This window comes from Holdemania sp. 1001302B_160321_E10 (assembly GCF_015552275.1).
Lineage (GTDB): Bacteria > Bacillota_I > Bacilli_A > Erysipelotrichales > Erysipelotrichaceae > Holdemania.
This window is the reverse complement of the sequence record NZ_JADNEM010000022.1, coordinates 1-20,894: the sequence shown is the minus strand read 5'-3', so window position 1 is coordinate 20,894 and position 20,894 is coordinate 1. Positions and strand designations below refer to the sequence as shown.

General features: G+C 50.6%; 19 protein-coding genes. 8 read left to right on the top strand and 11 right to left on the bottom strand.

Annotation, left to right across the window (positions count from 1 at the left end; all coding sequences use genetic code 11):
• Positions 1-112: 112 nt before the first annotated feature.
• Genes I2D94_RS18715 through I2D94_RS12990 form a run of 3 tightly spaced genes read left to right on the top strand, consistent with a single transcriptional unit; the run spans position 113 to position 3,468 of the window.
• Complete coding sequence (locus tag I2D94_RS18715) at positions 113-1,168, top strand: MoxR family ATPase (protein WP_308560092.1); 1,056 nt, start codon at positions 113-115, stop codon at positions 1,166-1,168.
• A gap of 6 nt (positions 1,169-1,174) precedes the next feature.
• Positions 1,175-2,296: a DUF58 domain-containing protein gene (locus tag I2D94_RS12995; protein ID WP_195397200.1), complete on the top strand. Its 1,122-nt coding sequence runs from the start codon at positions 1,175-1,177 to the stop codon at positions 2,294-2,296.
• On the top strand, positions 2,293-3,468 hold the full coding sequence (locus I2D94_RS12990; RefSeq protein WP_072685277.1) for a DUF4129 domain-containing protein: 1,176 nt from the start codon (positions 2,293-2,295) through the stop codon (positions 3,466-3,468). Before I2D94_RS12995 ends, I2D94_RS12990 begins: the two co-directional genes overlap by 4 nt.
• 430 nt (positions 3,469-3,898) lie before the next feature.
• Here I2D94_RS12990 and I2D94_RS12985 read toward each other — a convergent pair whose 3' ends face one another.
• Genes I2D94_RS12985 through I2D94_RS12975 form a run of 3 tightly spaced genes read right to left on the bottom strand, consistent with a single transcriptional unit; the run spans position 3,899 to position 6,389 of the window.
• The gene (locus I2D94_RS12985) at positions 3,899-4,234 is read right to left on the bottom strand and encodes a TfoX/Sxy family protein (RefSeq protein ID WP_072685276.1); all 336 of its coding nucleotides are present in this window, start codon (positions 4,232-4,234) and stop codon (positions 3,899-3,901) included.
• 2 nt (positions 4,235-4,236) lie between these two features.
• Entirely contained in the window at positions 4,237-5,850 is a 1,614-nt protein-coding gene (locus I2D94_RS12980; protein ID WP_072685275.1) for a gamma-glutamyltransferase family protein, read from the bottom strand.
• Positions 5,847-6,389, bottom strand: a complete 543-nt coding sequence (locus I2D94_RS12975; RefSeq protein WP_072685274.1) for an NUDIX domain-containing protein — start codon at positions 6,387-6,389, stop codon at positions 5,847-5,849. Before I2D94_RS12975 ends, I2D94_RS12980 begins: the two co-directional genes overlap by 4 nt.
• Before the next feature lie 205 nt (positions 6,390-6,594).
• On the opposite strand from I2D94_RS12975, the gene I2D94_RS12970 reads away from it, so the two are divergent.
• From I2D94_RS12970 to I2D94_RS12960, 3 genes are all read left to right on the top strand, one after another.
• Positions 6,595-7,491 (top strand): DMT family transporter, encoded by an 897-nt coding sequence (locus I2D94_RS12970; protein WP_195397198.1) that lies wholly within the window; start codon positions 6,595-6,597, stop codon positions 7,489-7,491.
• 236 nt (positions 7,492-7,727) lie between these two features.
• The gene (locus tag I2D94_RS12965; protein ID WP_195397196.1) at positions 7,728-8,780 is read left to right on the top strand and encodes an LCP family protein; all 1,053 of its coding nucleotides are present in this window, start codon (positions 7,728-7,730) and stop codon (positions 8,778-8,780) included.
• 141 nt (positions 8,781-8,921) lie between these two features.
• Complete coding sequence (locus tag I2D94_RS12960) at positions 8,922-9,641, top strand: DUF554 domain-containing protein (protein WP_229056880.1); 720 nt, start codon at positions 8,922-8,924, stop codon at positions 9,639-9,641.
• 239 nt (positions 9,642-9,880) lie between these two features.
• Here I2D94_RS12960 and I2D94_RS12955 read toward each other — a convergent pair whose 3' ends face one another.
• Positions 9,881-11,251, bottom strand: coding sequence for an MATE family efflux transporter (locus I2D94_RS12955; RefSeq protein WP_195397195.1), 1,371 nt, complete (start codon positions 11,249-11,251; stop codon positions 9,881-9,883).
• 26 nt (positions 11,252-11,277) lie between these two features.
• A complete protein-coding gene (locus I2D94_RS12950) occupies positions 11,278-11,601 on the bottom strand; it encodes a hypothetical protein (RefSeq protein WP_195397193.1) in 324 nt (107 codons plus the stop codon).
• A 257-nt stretch (positions 11,602-11,858) separates the two neighbouring features.
• Here I2D94_RS12950 and I2D94_RS12945 point away from each other — a divergent pair, with 257 nt between their 5' ends.
• The gene (locus I2D94_RS12945) at positions 11,859-13,634 is read left to right on the top strand and encodes an LTA synthase family protein (protein ID WP_195397191.1); all 1,776 of its coding nucleotides are present in this window, start codon (positions 11,859-11,861) and stop codon (positions 13,632-13,634) included.
• Between the two features lie 559 nt (positions 13,635-14,193).
• On the opposite strand, the gene pbp4b is transcribed toward I2D94_RS12945, so the two are convergent.
• The 3 genes from pbp4b to I2D94_RS12930 all read right to left on the bottom strand — a co-directional run bounded on the left by pbp4b (position 14,194) and on the right by I2D94_RS12930 (position 17,465).
• Positions 14,194-16,146: a penicillin binding protein PBP4B gene (gene pbp4b, locus I2D94_RS12940; RefSeq protein ID WP_159432817.1), complete on the bottom strand. Its 1,953-nt coding sequence runs from the start codon at positions 16,144-16,146 to the stop codon at positions 14,194-14,196.
• Between the two features lie 390 nt (positions 16,147-16,536).
• On the bottom strand, positions 16,537-17,196 hold the full coding sequence (locus I2D94_RS12935) for an HAD family phosphatase (protein WP_072685268.1): 660 nt from the start codon (positions 17,194-17,196) through the stop codon (positions 16,537-16,539).
• A 56-nt stretch (positions 17,197-17,252) separates the two neighbouring features.
• Positions 17,253-17,465 carry a thermostable hemolysin delta-VPH gene (locus I2D94_RS12930; RefSeq protein WP_072685267.1) on the bottom strand — a complete coding sequence of 71 codons (213 nt, stop codon included), beginning with the start codon at positions 17,463-17,465 and terminating at the stop codon, positions 17,253-17,255.
• Between the two features lie 165 nt (positions 17,466-17,630).
• Here I2D94_RS12930 and I2D94_RS12925 point away from each other — a divergent pair, with 165 nt between their 5' ends.
• Complete coding sequence (locus tag I2D94_RS12925; RefSeq protein ID WP_072685266.1) at positions 17,631-18,242, top strand: hypothetical protein; 612 nt, start codon at positions 17,631-17,633, stop codon at positions 18,240-18,242.
• An 89-nt stretch (positions 18,243-18,331) separates the two neighbouring features.
• Here I2D94_RS12925 and I2D94_RS18710 read toward each other — a convergent pair whose 3' ends face one another.
• From I2D94_RS18710 to I2D94_RS12910, 3 genes are all read right to left on the bottom strand, one after another.
• Positions 18,332-19,378: a CPBP family intramembrane glutamic endopeptidase gene (locus I2D94_RS18710; RefSeq protein ID WP_072685265.1), complete on the bottom strand. Its 1,047-nt coding sequence runs from the start codon at positions 19,376-19,378 to the stop codon at positions 18,332-18,334.
• A 308-nt stretch (positions 19,379-19,686) separates the two neighbouring features.
• Entirely contained in the window at positions 19,687-20,130 is a 444-nt protein-coding gene (locus tag I2D94_RS12915) for a hypothetical protein (protein WP_195397189.1), read from the bottom strand.
• A gap of 23 nt (positions 20,131-20,153) precedes the next feature.
• Positions 20,154-20,894, bottom strand: a 741-nt coding sequence (locus tag I2D94_RS12910) for a hypothetical protein (RefSeq protein ID WP_195397187.1), incomplete at its 5' end; no start/stop codon positions are given.

Genomic DNA, 20,894 nt, shown 5'->3' with positions numbered 1-20,894 from the left:
CTGCGACAGGAAACACCAATTTCCGATTGGCTTTATTATCTCATTGAATGCTTTCAGATTCAATGAAGGAGCGGTGAACAGTTTGGGACTTTTTGTCTAATTTCATTGAAATATTTCAATTTTACAAATTTCAATCATTTTCCCAGTCAATTTTCAGAGGACTTTTCAAATACGGGACGCAATTCGTGATAAAATAAATAAAATCGCAGGAGGAATATCCATGAAATGTCAGGAAGCCGCATCCTTATTAAAGAAGAATATCGAACAGATCATGGTCGGCAGCGAACAGAGCTGCGACCTGATCATGATGAGTTTATTAGCCGGAGGCCACATTCTGTTAGAAGACGTGCCCGGCACCGGAAAGACGACGCTGGCCAAAGCAGTCGCCCAATCGCTGAACCTCTCGTTTAAGCGGGTTCAGTTTACCCCGGATCTGATGCCGTCCGATTTGATCGGCATTCAGTTCTACAATCAGGCCAAAGGGGAATTCGAATTCCGGCCGGGTCCGTTATTTACCCAGCTTGTGCTGGCGGACGAGATCAACCGCGCCGCCCCGCGCACCCAGTCAAGCTTATTGGAAGCGATGGAAGAACACCAGATCAGCGTGGAGGGTACAACCTATCCGCTGCCGGAGCCGTTCTTTGTCATCGCAACGCAGAACCCGATTGAAAATCAGGGAACCTTCCCGCTGCCGGAAGCGCAGATCGACCGGTTTATGATTCGCATTCATCCCGGCTATCCTTCGCCGCAGGAGGAACAGCGAATGCTGAAAAATCTCAGCGCTCAGGCAGCCGCGCCGCAGCTCTCGCCGGTGCTCGACGGAAAACAGCTGCTTACATTGCGCAGTGAGGTCGACGCAGTTCAGATCCATGACGAGCTGTTGGCGTATGCGCTGCAGGTCGTAGGCAGAACGCGGGCGCATGAGCGGATTCAATTAGGCGTCAGTCCCCGCGGAGCGCTGGCGTGGGTGCGCTGCGCGAAAGCGACGGCCGCGATCCAGGGGCGCGATTATGTGCTGCCGGATGATTTGAAAGCCTGTGCCCAGCCGGTGCTGGCGCATCGTTTGATTCTGGGCGGATTAAGCCTCGGATCGGACCGACAGGCAGAAGCCGTGCTGGCGCAGATTCTGGAAGAGATCCCGGTTCCGGTTGAAAAGTTTCAGGGTTGATTCCCCATGACATTGTTGTTCATCTTCGTCCTCGGTCTGTTTCTCGCCCAGCTGGGACGCTATGATTTTGAACGCCGCGGCGCTCGGGAGTTAACGGTCACGCTGCTCAGCGACGTCAGCCGGCTGGAACCGGGACAGACGCTGACGCTGACGGTGATTCTGGAGAATAAAAAGCGGATGAGCGTGCCGCATGCCGCGGTGCGGATCACTTTTCCCGCGATTCTGGAATGCGAGGAAACCGATCTGTCCCTGACCGGCGAAAGCGCGACGAATGCGTTTGTCCTGCATACGACCCTGAGTGGACGCCAGAAGAAAACCCGCACGCTGCAATTCACTGCGAAACAGCGTGGGGCTGGCGAATTCCGGGCCGCAACGACGCTTTCCGATTATCTGAATCTGACCCAGCTGGACGGTCCGCAGGCTGCGCCGCGTTTATGCGTCGTCCATCCCCTGCGGCAATTCCCGGCGGCGCTCGATGCCAGTCCGTGCGGTCTTCAGGGGCAGCAGTCAGTACGCCGCTGGCTCTATCCGGATCCGATCTTTTATACCGGCGTGCGTCCCTATCAGCCGCAGGACAGCTTCCGCGATATCGACTGGCGGGCGACGGCGCGGTATCAATCGTTTTATGTCAAAGAATACGATCATACCTCCGATCCGGCATTTTCGATTTTCTTAATCCTGCAGTCGATTCAGAATCTGTTTGCGGATGATGCAGAATTTATGGAAAGCGCGGTGCAGTTCGCGGCCGCCGTACTGGACCAAAGCCAGCGCCAACAGCTGCCTGCAGCGCTGGTCACCAATGCCGTCGTGCGCTTTACCGTCGCGGATACCTCGGCGTGCGATACCAGTCTGAACCATACGGTCAGCTGTCTGGATCTGTTAGCTTGTGCCGCACCCTATCCGCTGGGTGAACCGACGCGGTTATTTCAGCGATATCCACAGCTGTTGGATGCCTCGCATCATTGCCTGTTCATTCTCAATTCATTGACGGACGCCATCCGCGAATGGGTGATGAAACTCTGCGCCCAGGGCACGGCCGTCACGCTGGTCTGCTGGACGCTGCCCGATCCCAGGACACTGCCGGCGCGTTGTCAGGCGCTGCCGCTGCGGAAGGAGGGAACAGAATGAAACGGTGCTTTCCTTATCTGATCGCCTTCCAACAGGTTCTGTGCGGATTGTGGATCATGCTTGTCTTGGCGCAGGCGTTTCTGTCCGGAATGCTTTTCCTGCCGGGATGTGTCCTGTTCTTCATCCTGCAATGGGGCCTGTCGCTGCTTTCCAACAAGAAAAAACCAGCGCTGCGCTCTGGCCTGTTGTGGCTGAACATCGTGATCTTTGCGCTTCTGCTTCCCTTGCAGAAAAATATTCCGGCGATTGCGTTAACCGCCGTCGGACTGATTCTGGAAACCGGCCTGATCCTGACGCTGGAAAATTTCCGGGATTGTTCCTGGGGACGGTTGGGGATCGGCGGCTTAATCCTGATCCTCATCAATACGGTCAGCGCCAGTCCGGACCTGATCCGCAGCTCATTGCTGCTGGCACTGGCGGCGTTATGCCTGCGCGTGCAGTCTCAACTATTCAATCCGGCTGATCCGGCATCCCTGTACCAGCTCGATCCCGATCAGGAAAAACTGTTGCTCAGGATGGCTGGAATTCAGCTTGCGGCCACGTTGGCGATCGGGCCGCTGAGCGCTTTGATTCTTGCCGCCGCTGAGGGAGCAGGCCAGGTGCTGACCTGGATTTTAAGCCGTCTGATCGAAATTTTCGCGTTTGTCTTCTCGGCGATCATCCTGTCGCTGCAAAGTCTGATCCGCTGGATTCTGGCGCATCAAACAGGAACAGAAGTCACGATGCAGCCGCCCCAGAGCGAAGCAACGATCACGCAGAACCCAGAATCCGCAATGACGACTTCGCCGCTTTTCAATGGAATTCTGACTTTGATCCTCATCATCGCCGCCGGGCTTCTGCTTTTTCTCTTACTTCGCTGGTTCATTCGTTTAATCCGGAAAACGCATTACCCTTCTCTGGAAGGCAACTTCCGCAGTGAGAAAATCGCGGCCTCCGCGCTGGAACCCCGGCCGACACTGCGTCAGCGTCTGCATTCCTGGCTGCATCCGGAAGCACTTTCGCCCGTAAGAAAACAATATAAAGAAGCGGTTGACGAGCGAATTCGGAAAGGACATCCGTTCGCCCCTTCTGCGACGCCATGGGAATATTGGCAGGAAGTTCAGGACGAAGAACCGGACGATCAGTTCAAAAAACTGACGCACGCTTATAATGAAGAACGTTATCGTCCTTAACGGCTTGTAACATTAAGGATTTGAACATCCGTTATCTGGATGGAAAGCGAGGGATTCCCGTTTTGGATTTCCCTCGTTTTTCTTTTAAAGCACAGCTTCCCTGTCCCCTTTTATTTTACTTTCGGTACTGTCTGGTGCTGCGAAGAAGTCAAAGTTATTCCGCGGTTTATCTCCCGATGGGAATTTCGCATCTTCCAATACCGTTCAGCAGGAGCATTGCACGACGCTCACGCAAGCCCGGACGATTACGACAAAACCGCAAAACCGGATTTCCAATAAGACGAATTCTGCCGAAATTTCTTCTTTAACCCACCGCTGCCGGCGACGACAGGTTCATCCCCGCTTACTGACTGCCGGATTCAGGAAAAAAAGAAAAAAAGATAGAACAGAGCATAACCTGCCGTTCTATCTTAGACATCATTTTTAGACATCATTCGGATTTTGCGGTTTTCGGCCGCCGCGTCTTTGGCTTGGACAAAGCGTCACAGGTCGCTCGGACGATCTGTGCCAGTCTTTCCCGGTCATCCAGATCTTCCATCAAAAAACTTTCCTTCGCGCCCGGATAAGCCGGCGCTTTTGGACAATCCGGCATCCTGGCCGCCACCTCCGGCGTGATTTTAATAAACAGCTGATCGTCGCAGATCACCGCAAAGAACACCTGATCGCAATACAGGCCAACCTCCCCGAACATTCGTTTCCAGGTAATTGTGCCGGCCAAAGCCAGCTGATCGCACACATACCTGACAAATTCCAATGTCGAAGCCATTGTCAGAAACAGGCAATGTTGCTATCGGTACGGGATTCTGTCCCGCCGATCAACGTGCCGTTCTCCATTCTGAGAATCATCTGTCCCCTGCCGAAAACGCCGGGATCCAGACAAACCTCAATCCGGTGTCCCCGCTTCTGCAGCGCCTTCGCTAAAGCGGTCGGGAAGTGCGGTTCAACGAGAATCCGGTTGTCCCGTTCCCACAGCCAGCGCGGCGCATCCAGCGCCATCTGCGGATTGAGATGAAAGTCGATCAGGTTCATCGCCACCTGGACATGCCCCTGCGGCTGCATATAGCCGCCCATGACGCCGAACGGTCCGACTGCTTTCCCCTCTTTCATCAAAAATCCCGGAATGATCGTGTGATACGTCCGCTTGCGCGGCTCTAAATAATTGGCATGCTTGTCATCCAGCGAGAAATCATGACCCCGGTTCTGCAAGGAAATGCCGGTGCCCTCAACGACGATGCCGCTGCCGAAGCCCATATAATTACTCTGAATATAGGACACCATGTTGCCTTCCTCATCCGCCGTGCATAAATACACCGTTCCGCTCTGCGGCAGCTCGCTGACCTGTGGATCCTGCGCAATGTCCGTGATCTGAGCGGCGCGCAGACGCCCCAGCTGCGGATCAAGCAGGTGTTCCGTTTTCACCTTCATTGCCTTCGGATCTGTAATATAGAACAAGCCATCCTTGAACGCCATCTTCATTGCTTCCAGCTGACGGTGAACCGTTTCCACGTGCAGCTTCTCATGAAATTGGAATTCTTTCAGAATATTCAGCGCCATCAGGGCGACGATCCCCTGCCCATTCGGCGGAATTTCACAGATTTCATAGCCGCGGTAATTCAGCCGGATCGGAGTGACCCATTCATTTTCAAACGCTTCCAGATCCGCTTTGCGGAGGTACCCGCCATATTTGCGGCTGCAGGCGTCGATCTGATCGGCAAGCGGGCCATGGTAAAAGCTGTCCGCCTGCGTGCGGCCGATTTCTTTTAATGTTTCCGCATGATTTTTCAAGGTGATCACATCCCCCGCCTGCGGCGCTTGTCCCTGCGGAGCGAACGTCGCAAACCATTCGTCAAACTCCGGTTTCCCGGCAAATTCTTTTTTGTACTTGTCAAAAGCCGCCTGCCAGTAATGCGCTAAAACCGGGGAACATGGATAGCCTTCTTGGGCATAGCGGATCGCCGGGGCCAGACATTGCGCCAGCGTCAGCTTTCCGAAGCGCTCGTTCAGGCTTTTCCAGGCTTTGACCGCGCCCGGCACCGTGACCGGCGTCCAGCCGAAGGTCGGCATCGTCGAATGACCCTGAGCTTTGACCTGTTCAGCACTGATCGCCTGCGGTGCAAAGCCGGAAGAATTCAGCCCGATCAATTCTCCTTTATGCCAGACGATCGCAAACGCGTCGCTGCCCAGTCCGTTGGCCGTCGGTTCCACAACCGTCAGGGCAGCCGCCGTCGCCACCGCCGCGTCGATCGCATTGCCGCCTTGCCGCAGCATTTCCAAGCCGGCTGCCGACGCCAGCGCCGATCCGGTACAGACCATCCCTCTGCGCGCCATCACCGGATAGCGGTTGGATGAAAACGGTTGATCAAAACAGTCGAAATTCATCATTGTTCTTCCTCCAATAAAGCTTGTAATTTCAGCGTCATCGCGATCGTTTTCCCGTCGATGATCTCGCCGCGCATCACCTGATCGACGACGTCCTTTAACGGCACCTTTACGCAGTTCAGGAATTCATCTTCATCCAGATGCGTACCGACAAAGGTCAGTCCCTTTGCCCAATACATCTGTATTGTTTCTTCGAGATACGCGCCGGTCGGCACCATCTCGCCCATAAACTCAAAGGTTTCAGCGGTATAGCCGGTTTCTTCCTGCAGCTCCCGCTTCGCGGTGACTAACGGATCCTCGCCAGGTTCTCGTTTGCCTGCCGGGACTTCGCGCATGATCCGCTGTTGGGCATAGCGGAATTGATCGACGAGAAGCAGCTCGTTCTGATCGGTCAGCGCTGCGATCGCCACGCCGCCGGGATGTTCAACGACCTCACGGATCGTTTCCGTCCCGTCGGGCAAGGTAACTTCATCATGCCGCACATGAATCAGCCGTCCGGTAAAAACCCGTTTTTGTGAATTGGTTTGTTCAATCAGTTTCATTATTCCCCCCTGTTTTCCGTTTCCCATCTCCATGACTTTGGAGCGTCCTGACGGAATTCCTTTTCAGGTTCTGATTTAGTTATAGAGAGATTTCATGGAAAAATCAAGATGAAAATCGACTTCCTCAATATTCGTGCAATCATCTTGCTTCACCTGACTTTCCAGAGGTTTATAATAAAAGGAGAAAAGGAAGAAGGAATGCGTCATGAAAACGACAGGCATCGTTTTAACGATCCTCTCCGCTCTCTTGTTTGCCATCTCGCCGGTTTTCGTCAGTTGGACTTATGATTGGGGCAATAATCCGCTGACCATGGTCATGTTCCGTAATTTGTTTGTGCTTCCGGTTTTGTTCGTTCTGATGCGACGCAGCCGGGTTTCGGTTAAGCTGCCGCGGGATCAGTTTCTCGCCCTGTTGTTCGTCGCAACAATGGGATCCTGTCTTACGCCGCTGCTTTTATACAGCAGTTATTCCTATATCGGCGTCGGCGCCGGCACCACGCTGCATTTTTTCTACCCGCTGTTCGTCGCTTTGTTCTGCCGCTTTTTCTATCACGAGAAATTGGGCAAAATTAAAGTTCTGGCGTTAATCCTGGCCTTGACCGGCACCTTGTTTTTCATGGACTTCGGCAATCTGAAAAACCTGACGGGCGTCGCGATAGCGCTGGCTTCAGGAATGACCTATGCATTTTATCTGGTCTTGCTGGAAAAGAAAGGATTATCCCGGATGAATCCATTTCTTTGTTCATTCTGGCTGGCTTTGTTTGCGGCCGCCGATCTCTTTCTCGTCGGAACGTTTACCGATGGTCTGCATTATCAACAGCCGGTCATTTCCTATCTGACGATGATTGTGATCGCCATGATGACCTCGTTTCTGGCGGTGGTCCTGCTTCAAAAAGGTATTGAAGCTCTGGGTTCCTCAACCGCTTCGATTTTCTGCCTGTTTGAACCGATCGGCAGCGTGATCTGCGGCGCATTGTTATTGCACGAAGAATTAACGACGGCGAAGATCCTCGGCTGCCTGATCATTATTCTGGCAGTGATTTTATACATTCTTGCCGGAAAGAAAAAACCAGATTCACAAACCAAAAGATTAAAATCATAACTCCAGTTAATTTTGCCCCTTCGTCATCCGGCTTCATCCCGATCGCTGCCTGCGGATTTAACCTGTTATTCAAAAAATCTGTGCGGTTATCCCTGCGTTTCATTCCTGTTTATTATTTTCAGGGATGAGTTGAATTATATTTACAAAATAGCTGCTGAGATGTTCCTGCGTCGCCGGTTTTCTGCTTTTATCATTTCGCTTTGGCTTCAAACTGGTATAATGAAAAAGATAAAGGAATGAACTCGTTTATTATCGCAGAGGTGAAGGAATTGAAAAAAGGGGTAAAAACAGGATGCATTGTCATCGCCGTCATCCTGTTGACCGGCGGCTGCGGCTATGGCGCGGCCAACTGGGCGATGGATGCGATGCTTAACAAAATGGAACATGGCGAAACCATCGAGAGCGAAACGGCGGCGATCGCGCCGGAAGTCAGCGAAGCGGTGAAAGAACGGAAGCTGGTGAATATCGCTTTGTTTGGCGCGGATAACAGCCAGGGGCCGACGGGCACCGACGAGGACCGCAGCGACGCGATGAAAATTGTATCGCTTGATTTTGATAACAAAAAATTAAAAATTACGTCCGTGGAACGGGATGTCGTCGTCTGGATTCCCGGCGATCATCAAAAATACGGACATTTCAACTGGGCTTACTGGTTCGGCGGCGCAACGCTGGCCGTTCAGACCCTGAATTACAACTTGGACCTGGACATCACGCAGTATGTGACATTCAGTTTTAACGCGGTGGAAAGGCTTGTCGATCTGATCGGCGGCGTCGACATTGATCTGACGGCCAGGGAAGTCGGGGCGCTGACAGGAAAAACGAAGCACAGCGTGCAGACGGGAACCAATACGCTCAATGGCTACGACGCGATGATGTACTGCCGGCAGCGCTACATCGACAGTGATTTCGTGCGGATGGACCGCCAGAACAACGTGATTAACGCGATCATCGCCAAACTGAAGCATAAGAATATTCTGGAATTGATGGAGATCGTCAACGACATGCTTCCCTATATCACGACGAACCTGACGAATTCCGAGATCAAAAAATATCTCGTTTCATTGTTGAGCTTCGATCTGACCAGAATTGAAACGTATAAAGAACCGAGCGGCGAATATGACGATATCATGCGCTGTCCGGGACTGGGTGGTTATCTGGTGCGCAGTTACAGTGATATGGTGCGTCATCTGCATGCGAATATTTACGGTGATACGGATTATCAGCCAAGTCAGACCGTCATGAACAATGAAGAAAAAATCTATAAAACTTATGGGGAATTCAAGAAATAGGTGCGGGAATGCGATAGACTGCGGTTTTCTTCACTATCTCAGCGATGGAATTCCACTGTTTCTCACTGCGCCGATTAAAGCCTCTGAGCGCAACGTGCGAGGGAAAACAAGAAGCCGGTAAACAGAGAGAGAGGGATAACATTGATACCAGGTTTAGGGACATTGATAAACGGATTGGCGGTCATCGGCGGCGGGCTGCTGGGTCTGATCTTCCGTAAAGGTCTGCCGCAGCGGTTTCAGGACACGTTAATGCAGGCGCTGGGCTTATCTTCGATCTTTATCGGAATTTCCGGAGCCCTGGAAAAAATGTTGGTGATTCAAAATAGTGTTGTCAGCGTACAGGGCACAATGTTGGCGGTGATCAGCCTGGCTGCCGGCGCGCTGGTGGGCGAAGGAATTAACCTTGAATTCCGGTTTGAGCAATTCGGAAGCTGGCTGAAAAAGAAAACCGGCAGCGATCAGGACGATCAGTTCATGGAGGCGTTCCTCACCGCTTCGCTGACGATCTGCGTCGGAGCGATGGCGATTGTCGGCGCGCTGCAGGACGGCTTGTCCGCCGACCCGTCGTTGTTAATCACTAAAGCGGTGCTGGATTGTCTGATCATCATGATCTTTACTTCGGCTTTGGGTAAAGGCGCGGTCTTTTCCGTCATTCCGCTCGTTTTGTTCCAAGGCTCGATCACTTTCCTGGCGCGGCTGATCGCCCCGGTGCTGACGGATGGGATGATCGCCAATCTGGCCATGACCGGTTCCATGTTAATCTTCTGCGTCGGCGTCAATCTGATGTTTAACACTAAAATTCGGGTCGCCAATCTGCTTCCTGCCTTACTGATCGCGCTCTTATTGACGCCATTATTTTAATCAATATGATTAAACGATTTTTTCCCTGTTAAAACGAAATAAAAAGCATATCTGTCCTGATGCCCCCGCGGCAATTTTGCGTCCCGCTTGTTCCGGGAGCGCTTATTCGCGGCAGGAAGAGATGCTTTTTTTAACTCCTTTATTTCTTTGATTCGTTGTTCAAATTCATTGATTATTTTCCGTCAATCTGTTCCTCACAATCCAGTATCACGCGTCTGCCTTGCTTTATTATAGAAAGATTACGCCTGCTCAGCCTGAATTCTTTCTGACGAACTGTCCGTTAAGTTTTTCAGCCAGTTGCCTTTTTTCAGAAAAACCGTAGCCAGGCAAACTTTGACTAAACCCGCGCCTTCGACGATGCAGTAAGCGGGAAACAACGAAACCCGGAATACCCGCGCGACAAGAAAGCTCAGCAGCACCGGGCCAAACCAGGTAAACAGGCCGTCGATGATCAGCACCGACTTCGTGTCGCCGCCCGCCCGCAGAATATAATAAACCGTGTTCGCGTAGCCCTGCGTCCAGGCCAGAAATGCCTTCGCCAGAATTAAAACCGCCGCCATCGAAACATTCGCCGGACTCAGCGAGAACCAGACCGGCGCCCAGCGATGGATCGCCACTAAAATCAGACCTCCTGCCAGATACACCGTCAGCGCAAAGCCGATCATTTTCTTTGCATCCTGCTTTGCCTGGTCCAGCTTCCCTGAACCTAACGCCTGACCGATGATCACCCCGACCGCCACCGAACAGCCGCTGAAGGCAACGTAGACCAGATTGCTGATGTTGTCGACCACCGTGATCGCCGGAATGTACTGTTCCGCGATAAAGCTGTAATTAATAAAGATCATGTTCAGCCCCAGCGACCAGATCAATTCGTTTCCCATCAGCGGCAGCGCCTTGCGGATAACCGTCCAACGCATCGAAGAGGGCAGATTATTTTTTAACCGCAGCTTCAGCGTTGGCAGATATTTGCGGGAGGCATAGAACAAATAAGCCGCTTCCAAAAACCGCGCGATCATCGTTGCGGCCGCTGCGCCGATCACTCCCCAGCGCGGAAAGTGGAATAAACCATAAATCAGCAGCGCGTTTAACACAATGTTGACCAGGCAGGAAATTACGCCGGACACCATCGGAATCGCCGGCCGGCCCATGACGCGGCACGCCACGCTGATCATCGACGTGCAGGCAAACGGCAGCAGCGTCCACAGCAGCACGCCTAAATACGCTTCCGCATCCGCCAGCACCAGCGGATTCTGAACAAATAAACCGAGAATCGGCTGCGGGAAAATGACCAGAATTCCGGTCACCAGAATCCCCATCACACAGCACAAGCCAAGTCCAAAATTATACAGATCGGTAATCTGATCCTCCTGCCGCGCCCCCATGTATTGCGAGATGAAGATTCCGATCCCATTGCTTAATCCGAATAAAATCAGCTGATAAACAAAAAAGACTTTGTTGACGATCGCGACCGCGCTGATCGCATTCTCCCCGATCCCGCCGATCATCATCGTATCGCACAGGTTCAGCATATTCGTTAAAAGCTGCTGGATCATGACCGGCAGCGAGAGTAAAATTACCCGTTTTAAAAACGCCCAGTTTTCCCGCTTCATCCTGAATTCCCCCTTATTCAAGCTGGTTATGAAAGGTATTGTAAGGCGAAATGACAATGAATGCAAGACGGCGGGAAACGTCCGCAGAGAATGGACGCTGTATTTTCGGGATCAATGTTGCAGCTTTCCAGAGAGGATCGCTGCCTTGCATCAATGCCTGAACTCAATTTTTCCCCCTGATTGACAAACTCATCGAAGCCCGCCATATCCCAGAGGGCAAGCACGATAAGAAGGGTGTCCGGCTTGTTGTCAAGCTTCGCTTTTTTCCGCTTTCCCGAATTTGCTTCCCTATCTCCGCAAATCCTGCGGCAGTTAAACTCGCCGATTGATTCTGATCGCTGTTTAACCATTTCATATTTCCTTGTTCTCGGCCGCTATCGCTTGCTGAATTCAGCGGTTTTCCCCCCTACGCCAATCGCAAGCAGCCTTTTAAATATGGGAATTTTTAGTGAATTCCCAGGGCTTTCTTGATCTTTCCGGGGAACTCGTTTAAAATAAGCCAAGTTGTTCGTTCTGTGAAAGCGAACATGAAAGGGGGATAAACACCTTGAACCACGTGTTAAAAAATATAAATAAGCATCGGCTTCGGATCGGAGGCTTGTGCTTGATGAGCGCGACGCCCTTTACCGCCGTCTTTCTGATGCAGTATGTCTACTGCGGCGATCCGTGGCAAATTTCCGCGTCCGCCTTTCTGGCCAACGCGATCTGCGTCGGCGTGCTTTATTATCTGCTTTGCGCCCTGATCCGCAAACCGGCCGCCGCCAGCGTTATGATCCACACGGCCTGCGCGCTTTTAGGCGCGATCAATTATTTCGTCTCCGTCTTCCGCGGCACGCCGGTTCTGCCCTGGGACCTGACGGCGCTGAACACGGCGCTGGCCGTCTCTTCCACCTATGATTTTACGCCGACCGGGCCCATGATCATCGCTGCGGTAGTTTTGATCGGAGCGTTGATCGTTCTCCTTCATTTCCGCAGGTTTGACGTACTGCCCCATGCGCTCTGCCGACGCTTTCCCCTGCCGCTGCGGCTTCTCTGCCTGACGCTGGCGCTGCTTTGCGCGGTCTTCACCTCTCCGAAAAACCTGGCCCGCTTCAACGTTCAGACAGATGTCTGGGATCAGCGCGGCGCTTATCAGAAAAGCGGAATCCTCGCTACCTTCCTGCGCAATACCGAATTCATGAACGTCGAAGTTCCTTCCGATACCTCCAGAGAAAAGCTGGATCAGATCTTAAGCTCCGTCTTTGCAAAGGCGCCGGCACTGACTTTGAATCAGAAACCGCATATCATCGCAATCATGAATGAATCGTGGGCGGATTTTGAAGAATTCGGCAATCTTCAGCTCAGCGAAAGCGTCATCGACGGTATTGCCAAGCTGGATAACGCCCGGTTCTCCCACGCCTATGCTTCCGTTTTCGGCGCGGGTACCAGCGCCAGTGAATTTGAGTTTCTCACCGGAAATTCGATGGCCTTTTTGCCCTCTGGAAGCATCCCTTATCAACAATATATTTTAAAGGATTCCTTTTCTCTGGCTTCCCAGCTGAAACAGCTCGGCTATCAAACGGCGGCGTTTCATCCGGGCGAGCGGAGTTCCTGGCAGCGGGATCAGGCTTATCCGCGGCTGGGCTTCGACTCGTTTAAAAGCGCAGATGAACTGGACGTTCCGATCATCACAGAACATGGCTATGTCAGCGATGAAACAGATTTTGATCAGATTGTGTGGGACTATGAACATCGCGATCCCGACAAACCGTTATTTCTGTTTAACGTCACCATTCAGAATCATGGCGCGTACACTGTCAAGGACTATCCGGCGGAAATTCGCCTGATGGATCAGCCGGGCGTTTATCCGATGGCCGAACAGTATCTGACGCTCGTTCACAAAACAGAAGACCAGTTTCTGCGGCTGACTGAATATTTCAGCCAACAGGATGAACCGGTGCTGATTCTGATGTTCGGCGATCACCAGCCTTCCGTGGAACCGGCATGTCTGGACAAAGCTTATGGCGTGGAAGACGGCACATTATCCATGGAAGAGTATATGAACAAATTTCGAGTTCCGTTTGTCCTCTGGGCTAATTACCCCCTGCCGGAAACAGCGCTGCCGGAAATCAGTCTTAATTTTCTGTCGTCGCTTCTGTTAAACTATGCCGGATTGGAACCGGATGCTTATGGTCAGTATTTACAGACTCTGCGCACATCGCTGCCGGTCGTTACCTTTGCGGGCTATATGGATTCGCAGGGAAATGCGTACAGTCATTGGGAATCTACGGATTTCACCGCTGTCCTTGAGGATTATCAGACCCTGCAATATGAGCGGCTGTTTGGCAGCGGTTATTTTCAGGATCAATTAACGGAAAAGGCCGAAACTTTATCCCATCCCTGATCCGGATCTTGGAAACCGACGGACAGAGAATAAGATTTTCGCTCAAAGATTTCCGTTTTATCTCTAATGCTGCTTACGAAAACAGCGGATTGCCTGACGGTGTACATAACGCCCGGGCAGTCCGCTTTTTATCTCTCATTTTCCTGTTTCTGATGAAGAAACAGGTAAATAGGGGAAGGGGAATGGCTGAAAAATGATTACCGCACGATGGAGCGAAGAGGCGAGTTAGAGCGGGTTCAATGAAGACTTCAATTTTTCATCTGCACAAAAGCAAAAAGAAGCGAAATTCAATCCGCTCCTTTTCCCGTGTTCTTTCTTAAACTTGAGGAAAGATAAAAAGACAGGGGTACGAAGTTTTGATAACGCTTCATACCCCCTGCTTCTTTGCATGAAAATTTCAGGTCTGCCCTAAGCTGAGGAAGAACCTTTTCCTGATCCTGATTCTTTTTTGGCAAGCTCTGCCCTTTCAGCACCCTGCGCCTGAAAGCAGGCTCCCTGCCGCAGATTTCTGCATTCCAACAGTTTGCGTGAAATCCTGATTTTGATGAATCGAGATTGTTTATTTCACCGCAGCCAGCCGTTCGTTCAGCGCCGTTTTCGCCGCTTCATCGCTCAGTTTTTCAACCAGCCGTTCGGCCTGACTCTTCACGGCGGCCGAGCCGGTCTTTTCCACACGGCTGACCAGCAGATCCATCAAGGCTTGCAGCGATTGTTCGTCCGCCGCGTTCTGATAGCCTTCGTCAGTTTCGATCAATGTCAGCTTGTTCGCAACCATCTGCGCCAACAGGGAATCGATGCTGTCCATGGATGTCGGATTCAGTGCGTCATAAGCAAGCGTCGCCACACCGCCCAGGGTTCCGCCGATGAAATGGTTGCCATAGAAATAATTCGGATTGACCGTCGGATCGACAACCGGACTGTTGATCTTGTTGGACAGCCAGATGACGATCATATCATTTTCCGGGTCGATTAAACTCAGTGTACCTGTCCAACCGGTATGACCATACGTTGAAGCTCCGGCCTGTGGTCCGAAATACCAGCTGTAACCATGATCGCCCATGCGCCGCCAGCCTAATCCATAGGTCTGGCTTGTGAACTTCGGCTTGGTGAATTGATCAATCGTCTGTTTCGAGAACAGCTTGACATCGCCATAACCGCCCTGGTTCAGCATGACCTGCGCTAAGCGCGCCAGATCCTGCGCGTCGGCAAACAGACCGGCATGACCGGAAACACCGTTCATCGCATAGAAAGCTTTTTCATCATGGACTTCGCCCTGAATCGTATCGGTACGGTTAACCGTAAACGAAATCGCGCCGTCGCGGGAATTGCCGTTCAGCTCGGTTGCCGCGCACTGGTCTTTTTCAAATCCCTTCTGCAGCGGATTGAAGACGATGTGATCGAGGCCCAGCGGCTTGTAGATATTTTCTTCGACAAAGACATCGAGATCCATGCCGGTAACCTGTTCGACGATCAGTCCCAGAAGCATGTAGTCGACATCAGAGTATACGGTCTTGCTTCCCGGCTCATACTGCAGCGGAGTCTTCAGTATCATTTCCCTGGTCGTGGCTTTTTCCACTGAATACAGATCGTTGACGCCGTTGACAATTCCATCATCCTTGTCGTAGGTATCGTTATGATACTGCGGATCGGCCGGGAATCCGGCCTGATGTTCCAGAATGTTCTGGAGAGTCATCGTGTCCTTGCCCCGGATGGCAGCGCCTGCTTCATCCTTGAATTCCGGGAAATAGCTTTGAATCGTATCGGTAATGTTGACCTTGCCTTCGCTGACCAGCATTTGCAGCGCATAGTTGGTCGCGTACATTTTGGTGTTGGACGCTAAATCATATAAGGTTTCCGGAGTGCTTGGCACCGGATTTTCAATCCGCGTTCCATCCTGATTGTAGGAATTGGCATAGCCGTAAGCCGTGTTTTTGATCATCTTTCCGTCTTTGATGATGACCAGCTGACCACCCGGGAATCCATATTCCACTTCCTTGTTCAGCAGATCGTCAATAAAGCTGAGCTTCTCGCTGCTGAAGCCGACTTCCTCCGGTGTCCCTTCGATCACCGTCGGATAGTCAACTTTAATATTGACGCTTGCGGTTTCCGGAAGAATGTTGGTTACCTGAATCGTGTTGATCTCGTTGGTTGCCAGAGCCGAGAAATCGACCGTGAAGGCTTTCCCCGCAAATTCGCTGTGATCGACGGCTGTTCCGTTGATGAACAGATCGAAGCTTTCCGCTCCCTTCGGCGTCACGGAAACCTGGCCTTGTCCGGCATACGTTTTGATTGTTGTCAGATTGTTCATCGCCAGCGTGTCGTCCAATCCCTCCAGCGGATAGGTGACATCTGCCTGAACGCCTTTAACGCTGACGCCTTCGCTCAGCGTAACGCCGCGCGTTTCATTCGTCTGCGCCGAAGGCTGGCCGGCGGATGACGAGTTGTTTGCGCTGCAGCCTGCCGCCGTGGTGGCTAACACGGCAGCCAGGACTAAAATCATCAGTTTTTTCATCCTTGTTCCTCTCTTTCGACGATCTCTTTCCAGAGATTTCCTTTTCGACTCTTCCATCATAGCAGGATCTGGTCAGACCAGTCAAGAGAAAATGTGAAGCGCTTACAAACTTGTTTTTTCACAAATAAAAATCTGTCCAGAAGCATCGCCCGGAACAGATTTCAGTTTTTTTTGATGATTTTTCAAAATCCACAGCCCTTCACGGCTGACGCCTATGAGTCAGGATCAAACGTAATATTCAAGCTTTACGCTTGGATTTAAGACTCATTATGCCTGGTTGTGACTTGAATTCCAGATAAACTTCGAAAGGGATAGAAATAAAATCAGGAATCATGCGGCTATCAGGATCTGTTGGCGATCGCCTTGACTTCCTGATTTGTTTTTGCCGATTCAGCCCAGCTGAGCCAGAATTGCCAGTATTTCCGGCAGTTGTTTTACAAAATAATGGGCTTTCGACTGATCCATCGGGAATCGTTCGCCCTGCCGGGCAATTACCGTCATTCCTGCCGAGACGCCCGCCTGGATCCCATACGGCGAATCCTCCACAACGACGCATTGCCGCGGATCCAATTTCAATTTCTCCGCCGTGAACAGATAGATTTCCGGATTCGGCTTCGATTCTTTAAACATTCCGCCGGAGGTGACCAGTTCAAAATAAGGATACAGACCGGTGTCCGACAACATCTTCTCAATCATGGCAAACGAACTGGAAGACGCCAGCGCCAGTTTCTTTCCCTGCGCCTTCAACGCTTTCAACGTCTCTTCCACTCCCGGAAACAACAGCGCCTGATAATCTTCAATTCGCTGCGCATGGCGATATTCCCGCATCCCGACCATGAATTCGTCATACGGCTGCGGCAGTTCAATGCCTTCCAGAATTTTCGGCCACAGGTTCATCTTGCCATTCGCGCCGACCAGCAGATTTAATCGCTGCGGCGGCAGATCCACCTTCATCGCTCTGAAATATTCCATCAGTCTATCCTGATAATACTGTTCCGAATCGATCAGAACCCCGTCCATATCGAACACAACCGCTTTGATCTGCGTCATGTCATCACCCTCTCAATCGCTTCTAGTTTAGCGGATTTCCCAACCAGAGTAAAGGATTATTCCCCTTCCTTTATGGTCTTGTTATGAATTTCGTCGATCAATTCAAAATAATCTGCCCAGCGCTCTTCACGGATTGGCATCGGCGGTTCGTTGTCAAAGTAGAGCACCAGCGCCGGAGCAATCTGATTCCATCGCTCGACCAGTTCAAAATGGGTGCAATGTCCCTGACGGATCAGACGCATCGCTTTGGCATGATAATTAAAGTACATTGCGCAAATCCTCCCTTATCCGCTATTCTTTCCTGAATTCTGCCGCTTATCCCTTTTGCCGCTACCCCAATTCCGGTCCCCGCCTTGTCCTGCGCCCTTTTCTATGGTAGAATTCCCGTTGTACAATCGCAATTTCATGCAAATTCACGCAGAGAGGAGCATTTTATGTTAGAAGAACGTTTTTTCACAGCCGGAAAAGCCCTGAAATTGATTTTCATCGGTCAGGTCATCGCGCTGTTCGTCAGTTTGCCCAATGTGGGAAATCTCATCAGCTTGATCGCCGGAATTACCATTTTAGTCGGTATTGTCAAAATCCGCAAAGCGGATGCTTTATATAACCGGGCTTTTATCATGGTTCTGTGCAGCTTGGGCTGCAGTCTGGTTCTGTCTATGGCGACAGTTTACTTTTCCAGCCTGTATGCCGATGGAAATCTCGGCGCGGCTCAAACCTTTATGATCGTGGCGCTGATCCTGTCTGTCGTCGCCGCCGTGTTTGGATTTCTTCAGAATTTCTTCATCATCAAGGGAACGACGAAATTCCTGGGTGAACTGCAGGAAGAAGCGCTGGTCAAGCATGGGGAAACAACCTGGAAATTGATGATTATCAGCTATGGGCTCAATATTCTGTTTTCCGTCTTACTGCTGTTTGTATCCGATTGGTCCAGCGTCCTGTCGCTTGTCAGCAACGTCGTGAATATGGCGATCACCTTCGTTTACATCCTGTTCTTATACCGCAGTGAAATCCGGCTGTTAGCGGACTCCAAAACGGCAGACTAAACCGGAATCAGATTACAAAGTTCAGATTTATTTAAAATAAACGCGTTCATCCTGTCAGTTCAGGGGTGAACGCGTTTTACTTCAGGCTTTTACCGGATCGGCGTTTCAGCCTGACTGATGTGGATGGATTCTGCGTTGGCCTTTTCCTCTGTATTCATTCCCGATGGCCTGAATTTTGTGTCGTCATTAACGAAAACCGGTTTTGCGACGGAATTCTCCTCAGTTTTCAACATGGCAATCATTTCCGGCAGCTGTTCTTTTGTCCGCCAATACCAGGCGCCAATCATGAATAACATGACCGCCGTTACGATCAACCCGCCTTCTGGTCCGAAGGTTCCGCCATTAAGCAGGGAATTGCCTTTCATATAGGTTGTCAGCAGACCGCTTTCCTGACCGCCGCTGACAGAAAAGCCGTAAATTGGTCCCTGGAAGAAATTCCAGAAAATATGAAAACCGATGGCCGAATACAGGTTGCCGCTGGAAAGTGTGATCAGCGACAGAAACAAGCCGATCAGAAAGAGATTGAGATAGGGAAGCCACCCGATCCCCTGATTCGCTGAGTGAAGCAGCGAAAAGATCAGGGAAGGCACCAAAATGATCAGCCCTGGATTGTGTGTCTGCCGCATAACGCCCTGAATATAGCCGCGGCAGATGATTTCTTCCGAATAGCCAATCAGAATATACAGGAAGAACATGATCAGCAGCGAAGGTGAGCCTTGGGGAATCCAAGTCAAAACCTGTGCGCTGTCCGTGACTATGAGAAGCAGAAAAACTAACGTCATGGAGCCAGCGCCCATCGCCAGTCCTTGTCTCATTGTCCTTCTCTGCTTCGCCAGCGGCGGAAGTCCCAGCGACGCCTTATCCTTTTTCAGCACCTTCGTCCATAACAGAATCGGAATCGTGATCATAACGATCGTCTGTAAGAACATCATGGAACTGTTGATGATCGCTGCTGTCTGAAAAGCCAGCGGCGTCGCGGCCGCAGTCGTCGGATCCAGATTCCCGGTTGTGGTCATGATAAACACAAATCCAAACTGAATGAGAAACATAAGAAGAAACAAAACGCCGAAAACCGTTCCCAGCATTCCTGCGATTTTCCAGCCGGAACGAAGTTCTCCATTTTTATTTTTAAACACAGTATCCCTTCTTTCCGGTTCATGATAGGAGTATATCATGATTCAATCCTGGCAACTCTTAAATCTTATTAAAGTTTTTGTGAAAAAACTATGTCTGCTTTAGTCCGGATATTTAAGATCTTATCGAAGAGCCTCTCATTCAGTTGAACTGTTGAACTGAACCAGACTGTGTTTTTTAACGGGGTATCAAAAATTGAATACCAACCCACATATCTAAACGGTATGTCCTCATGAATACGATACATCTTGCCTGCTTTACCGCTATTGTTTAAGTTATGAAATATAACGGTACAGACAAAATAAAATTTTTAAAGTATTTCTCCGATTTCTCTATAAGCTTCCGACTCTGGAAACTCGTTTAAATTGATTTTTCGCTCTCTTCTTTGGCTTACAATCTGACGAACCTGTTCTGCCAGATCTTCGGATGTCTTGATCATCTCATACCGCTCCGATAATATCAGCAACTCATCACCATTTAACTGTTGAAGCAAATCTGTTTCTTTTTCTCCGATCGAAATCTGGAAGCTCAACATCTGTCGAAGCATCATTCTTTGTCTTGCTTCCCCTTTACGTTCCCCTTGCTGTCTGCCTATGCGCTCCCCAATGCATTCCCCGATCTTCTTCCCTAACCGCTGCCCTTTTTCGTAAATCTTCTGTTCGTCAATTTCATCAAACCGTGTCCTCATCAATGCGATGTCCAAGCTTGTACTTCTCAAAAACTCCATCCGCTGTTCTTCTGTCATTCTGATCATTGGAATCACCTCTGAAGATAGTTTTAAACCGTGGCCGCCAGCTTAGACTGTGGGATGGCATTCGTCCTTTGATTCACAATCTGACGAACCTGTTCTGCCAGATCTTCGGATGTCTTGATCATCTCATACCGCTCCGATAATATCAGCAACTCATCACCATTTAACTGTTGAAGCAAATCTGTTTCTTTTTCTCCGATCGAAATCTGGAAGCTCAACATCTGTCGAAGCATCATTCTCTGCCCATTAAGCTCGCCAACGCGTTCCCCTTGCTGTCTGCCTATGCGCTCTCCAATGCATTCCCCGATCTTCTTCCCTAACCGCTGCCCTTTTTCATAAATCTTCTGTTCGTCAATTTCATCAAATCGTGTCCTCATCAATGCGATAGACAAACTTGTGTTCCTCAAAAACTCCATCTTCTTTTCTTCCATCATTTGTATGACCTCCTCTTTTTCTTTTAACTCCCGAATGATTTCCTGTTTTTCGGCATCTAAACTGTACCGTGTCATATAAAGAATCTTTTCTGCCATCCGCCACTCTTCGATTGGTTTCTTCGCCAGCTCACTTAGATAATCCATCTCTACCCAGAGGATCCGGCAGCGCTCATCCGGCATCATGATGTGATCTTCAATCACGAAATATCGGCTCTGATGAGTAAAATGAGAATGCTTTTTCATGTTGGGCAGCCGGTTAACGATCATAATCTGAATAACCGGACAGAATTCATAATCCTCCCCGGCAACAACCTCATCACTGACTATCCGTGA

Coding starts and splice junctions, on each gene's coding strand:
- I2D94_RS12945 (WP_195397191.1), top strand. CDS start 11,859: ATGAGCGCGACGCCCTTTACCGCCGTCTTTCTGATGCAGTATGTCTAC.
- I2D94_RS12965 (WP_195397196.1), top strand. CDS start 7,728: ATGAACTCGTTTATTATCGCAGAGGTGAAGGAATTGAAAAAAGGGGTA.
- I2D94_RS12995 (WP_195397200.1), top strand. CDS start 1,175: ATGACATTGTTGTTCATCTTCGTCCTCGGTCTGTTTCTCGCCCAGCTG.
- pbp4b (WP_159432817.1), bottom strand. CDS start 16,146: ATGAAAAAACTGATGATTTTAGTCCTGGCTGCCGTGTTAGCCACCACG.
- I2D94_RS12930 (WP_072685267.1), bottom strand. CDS start 17,465: ATGTACTTTAATTATCATGCCAAAGCGATGCGTCTGATCCGTCAGGGA.
- I2D94_RS12955 (WP_195397195.1), bottom strand. CDS start 11,251: ATGAAGCGGGAAAACTGGGCGTTTTTAAAACGGGTAATTTTACTCTCG.
- I2D94_RS12980 (WP_072685275.1), bottom strand. CDS start 5,850: ATGATGAATTTCGACTGTTTTGATCAACCGTTTTCATCCAACCGCTAT.
- I2D94_RS12985 (WP_072685276.1), bottom strand. CDS start 4,234: ATGGCTTCGACATTGGAATTTGTCAGGTATGTGTGCGATCAGCTGGCT.
- I2D94_RS12975 (WP_072685274.1), bottom strand. CDS start 6,389: ATGAAACTGATTGAACAAACCAATTCACAAAAACGGGTTTTTACCGGA.
- I2D94_RS12925 (WP_072685266.1), top strand. CDS start 17,631: ATGTTAGAAGAACGTTTTTTCACAGCCGGAAAAGCCCTGAAATTGATT.
- I2D94_RS12950 (WP_195397193.1), bottom strand. CDS start 11,601: ATGGTTAAACAGCGATCAGAATCAATCGGCGAGTTTAACTGCCGCAGG.
- I2D94_RS12935 (WP_072685268.1), bottom strand. CDS start 17,196: ATGACGCAGATCAAAGCGGTTGTGTTCGATATGGACGGGGTTCTGATC.
- I2D94_RS12990 (WP_072685277.1), top strand. CDS start 2,293: ATGAAACGGTGCTTTCCTTATCTGATCGCCTTCCAACAGGTTCTGTGC.
- I2D94_RS12970 (WP_195397198.1), top strand. CDS start 6,595: ATGAAAACGACAGGCATCGTTTTAACGATCCTCTCCGCTCTCTTGTTT.
- I2D94_RS12915 (WP_195397189.1), bottom strand. CDS start 20,130: ATGATCAGAATGACAGAAGAACAGCGGATGGAGTTTTTGAGAAGTACA.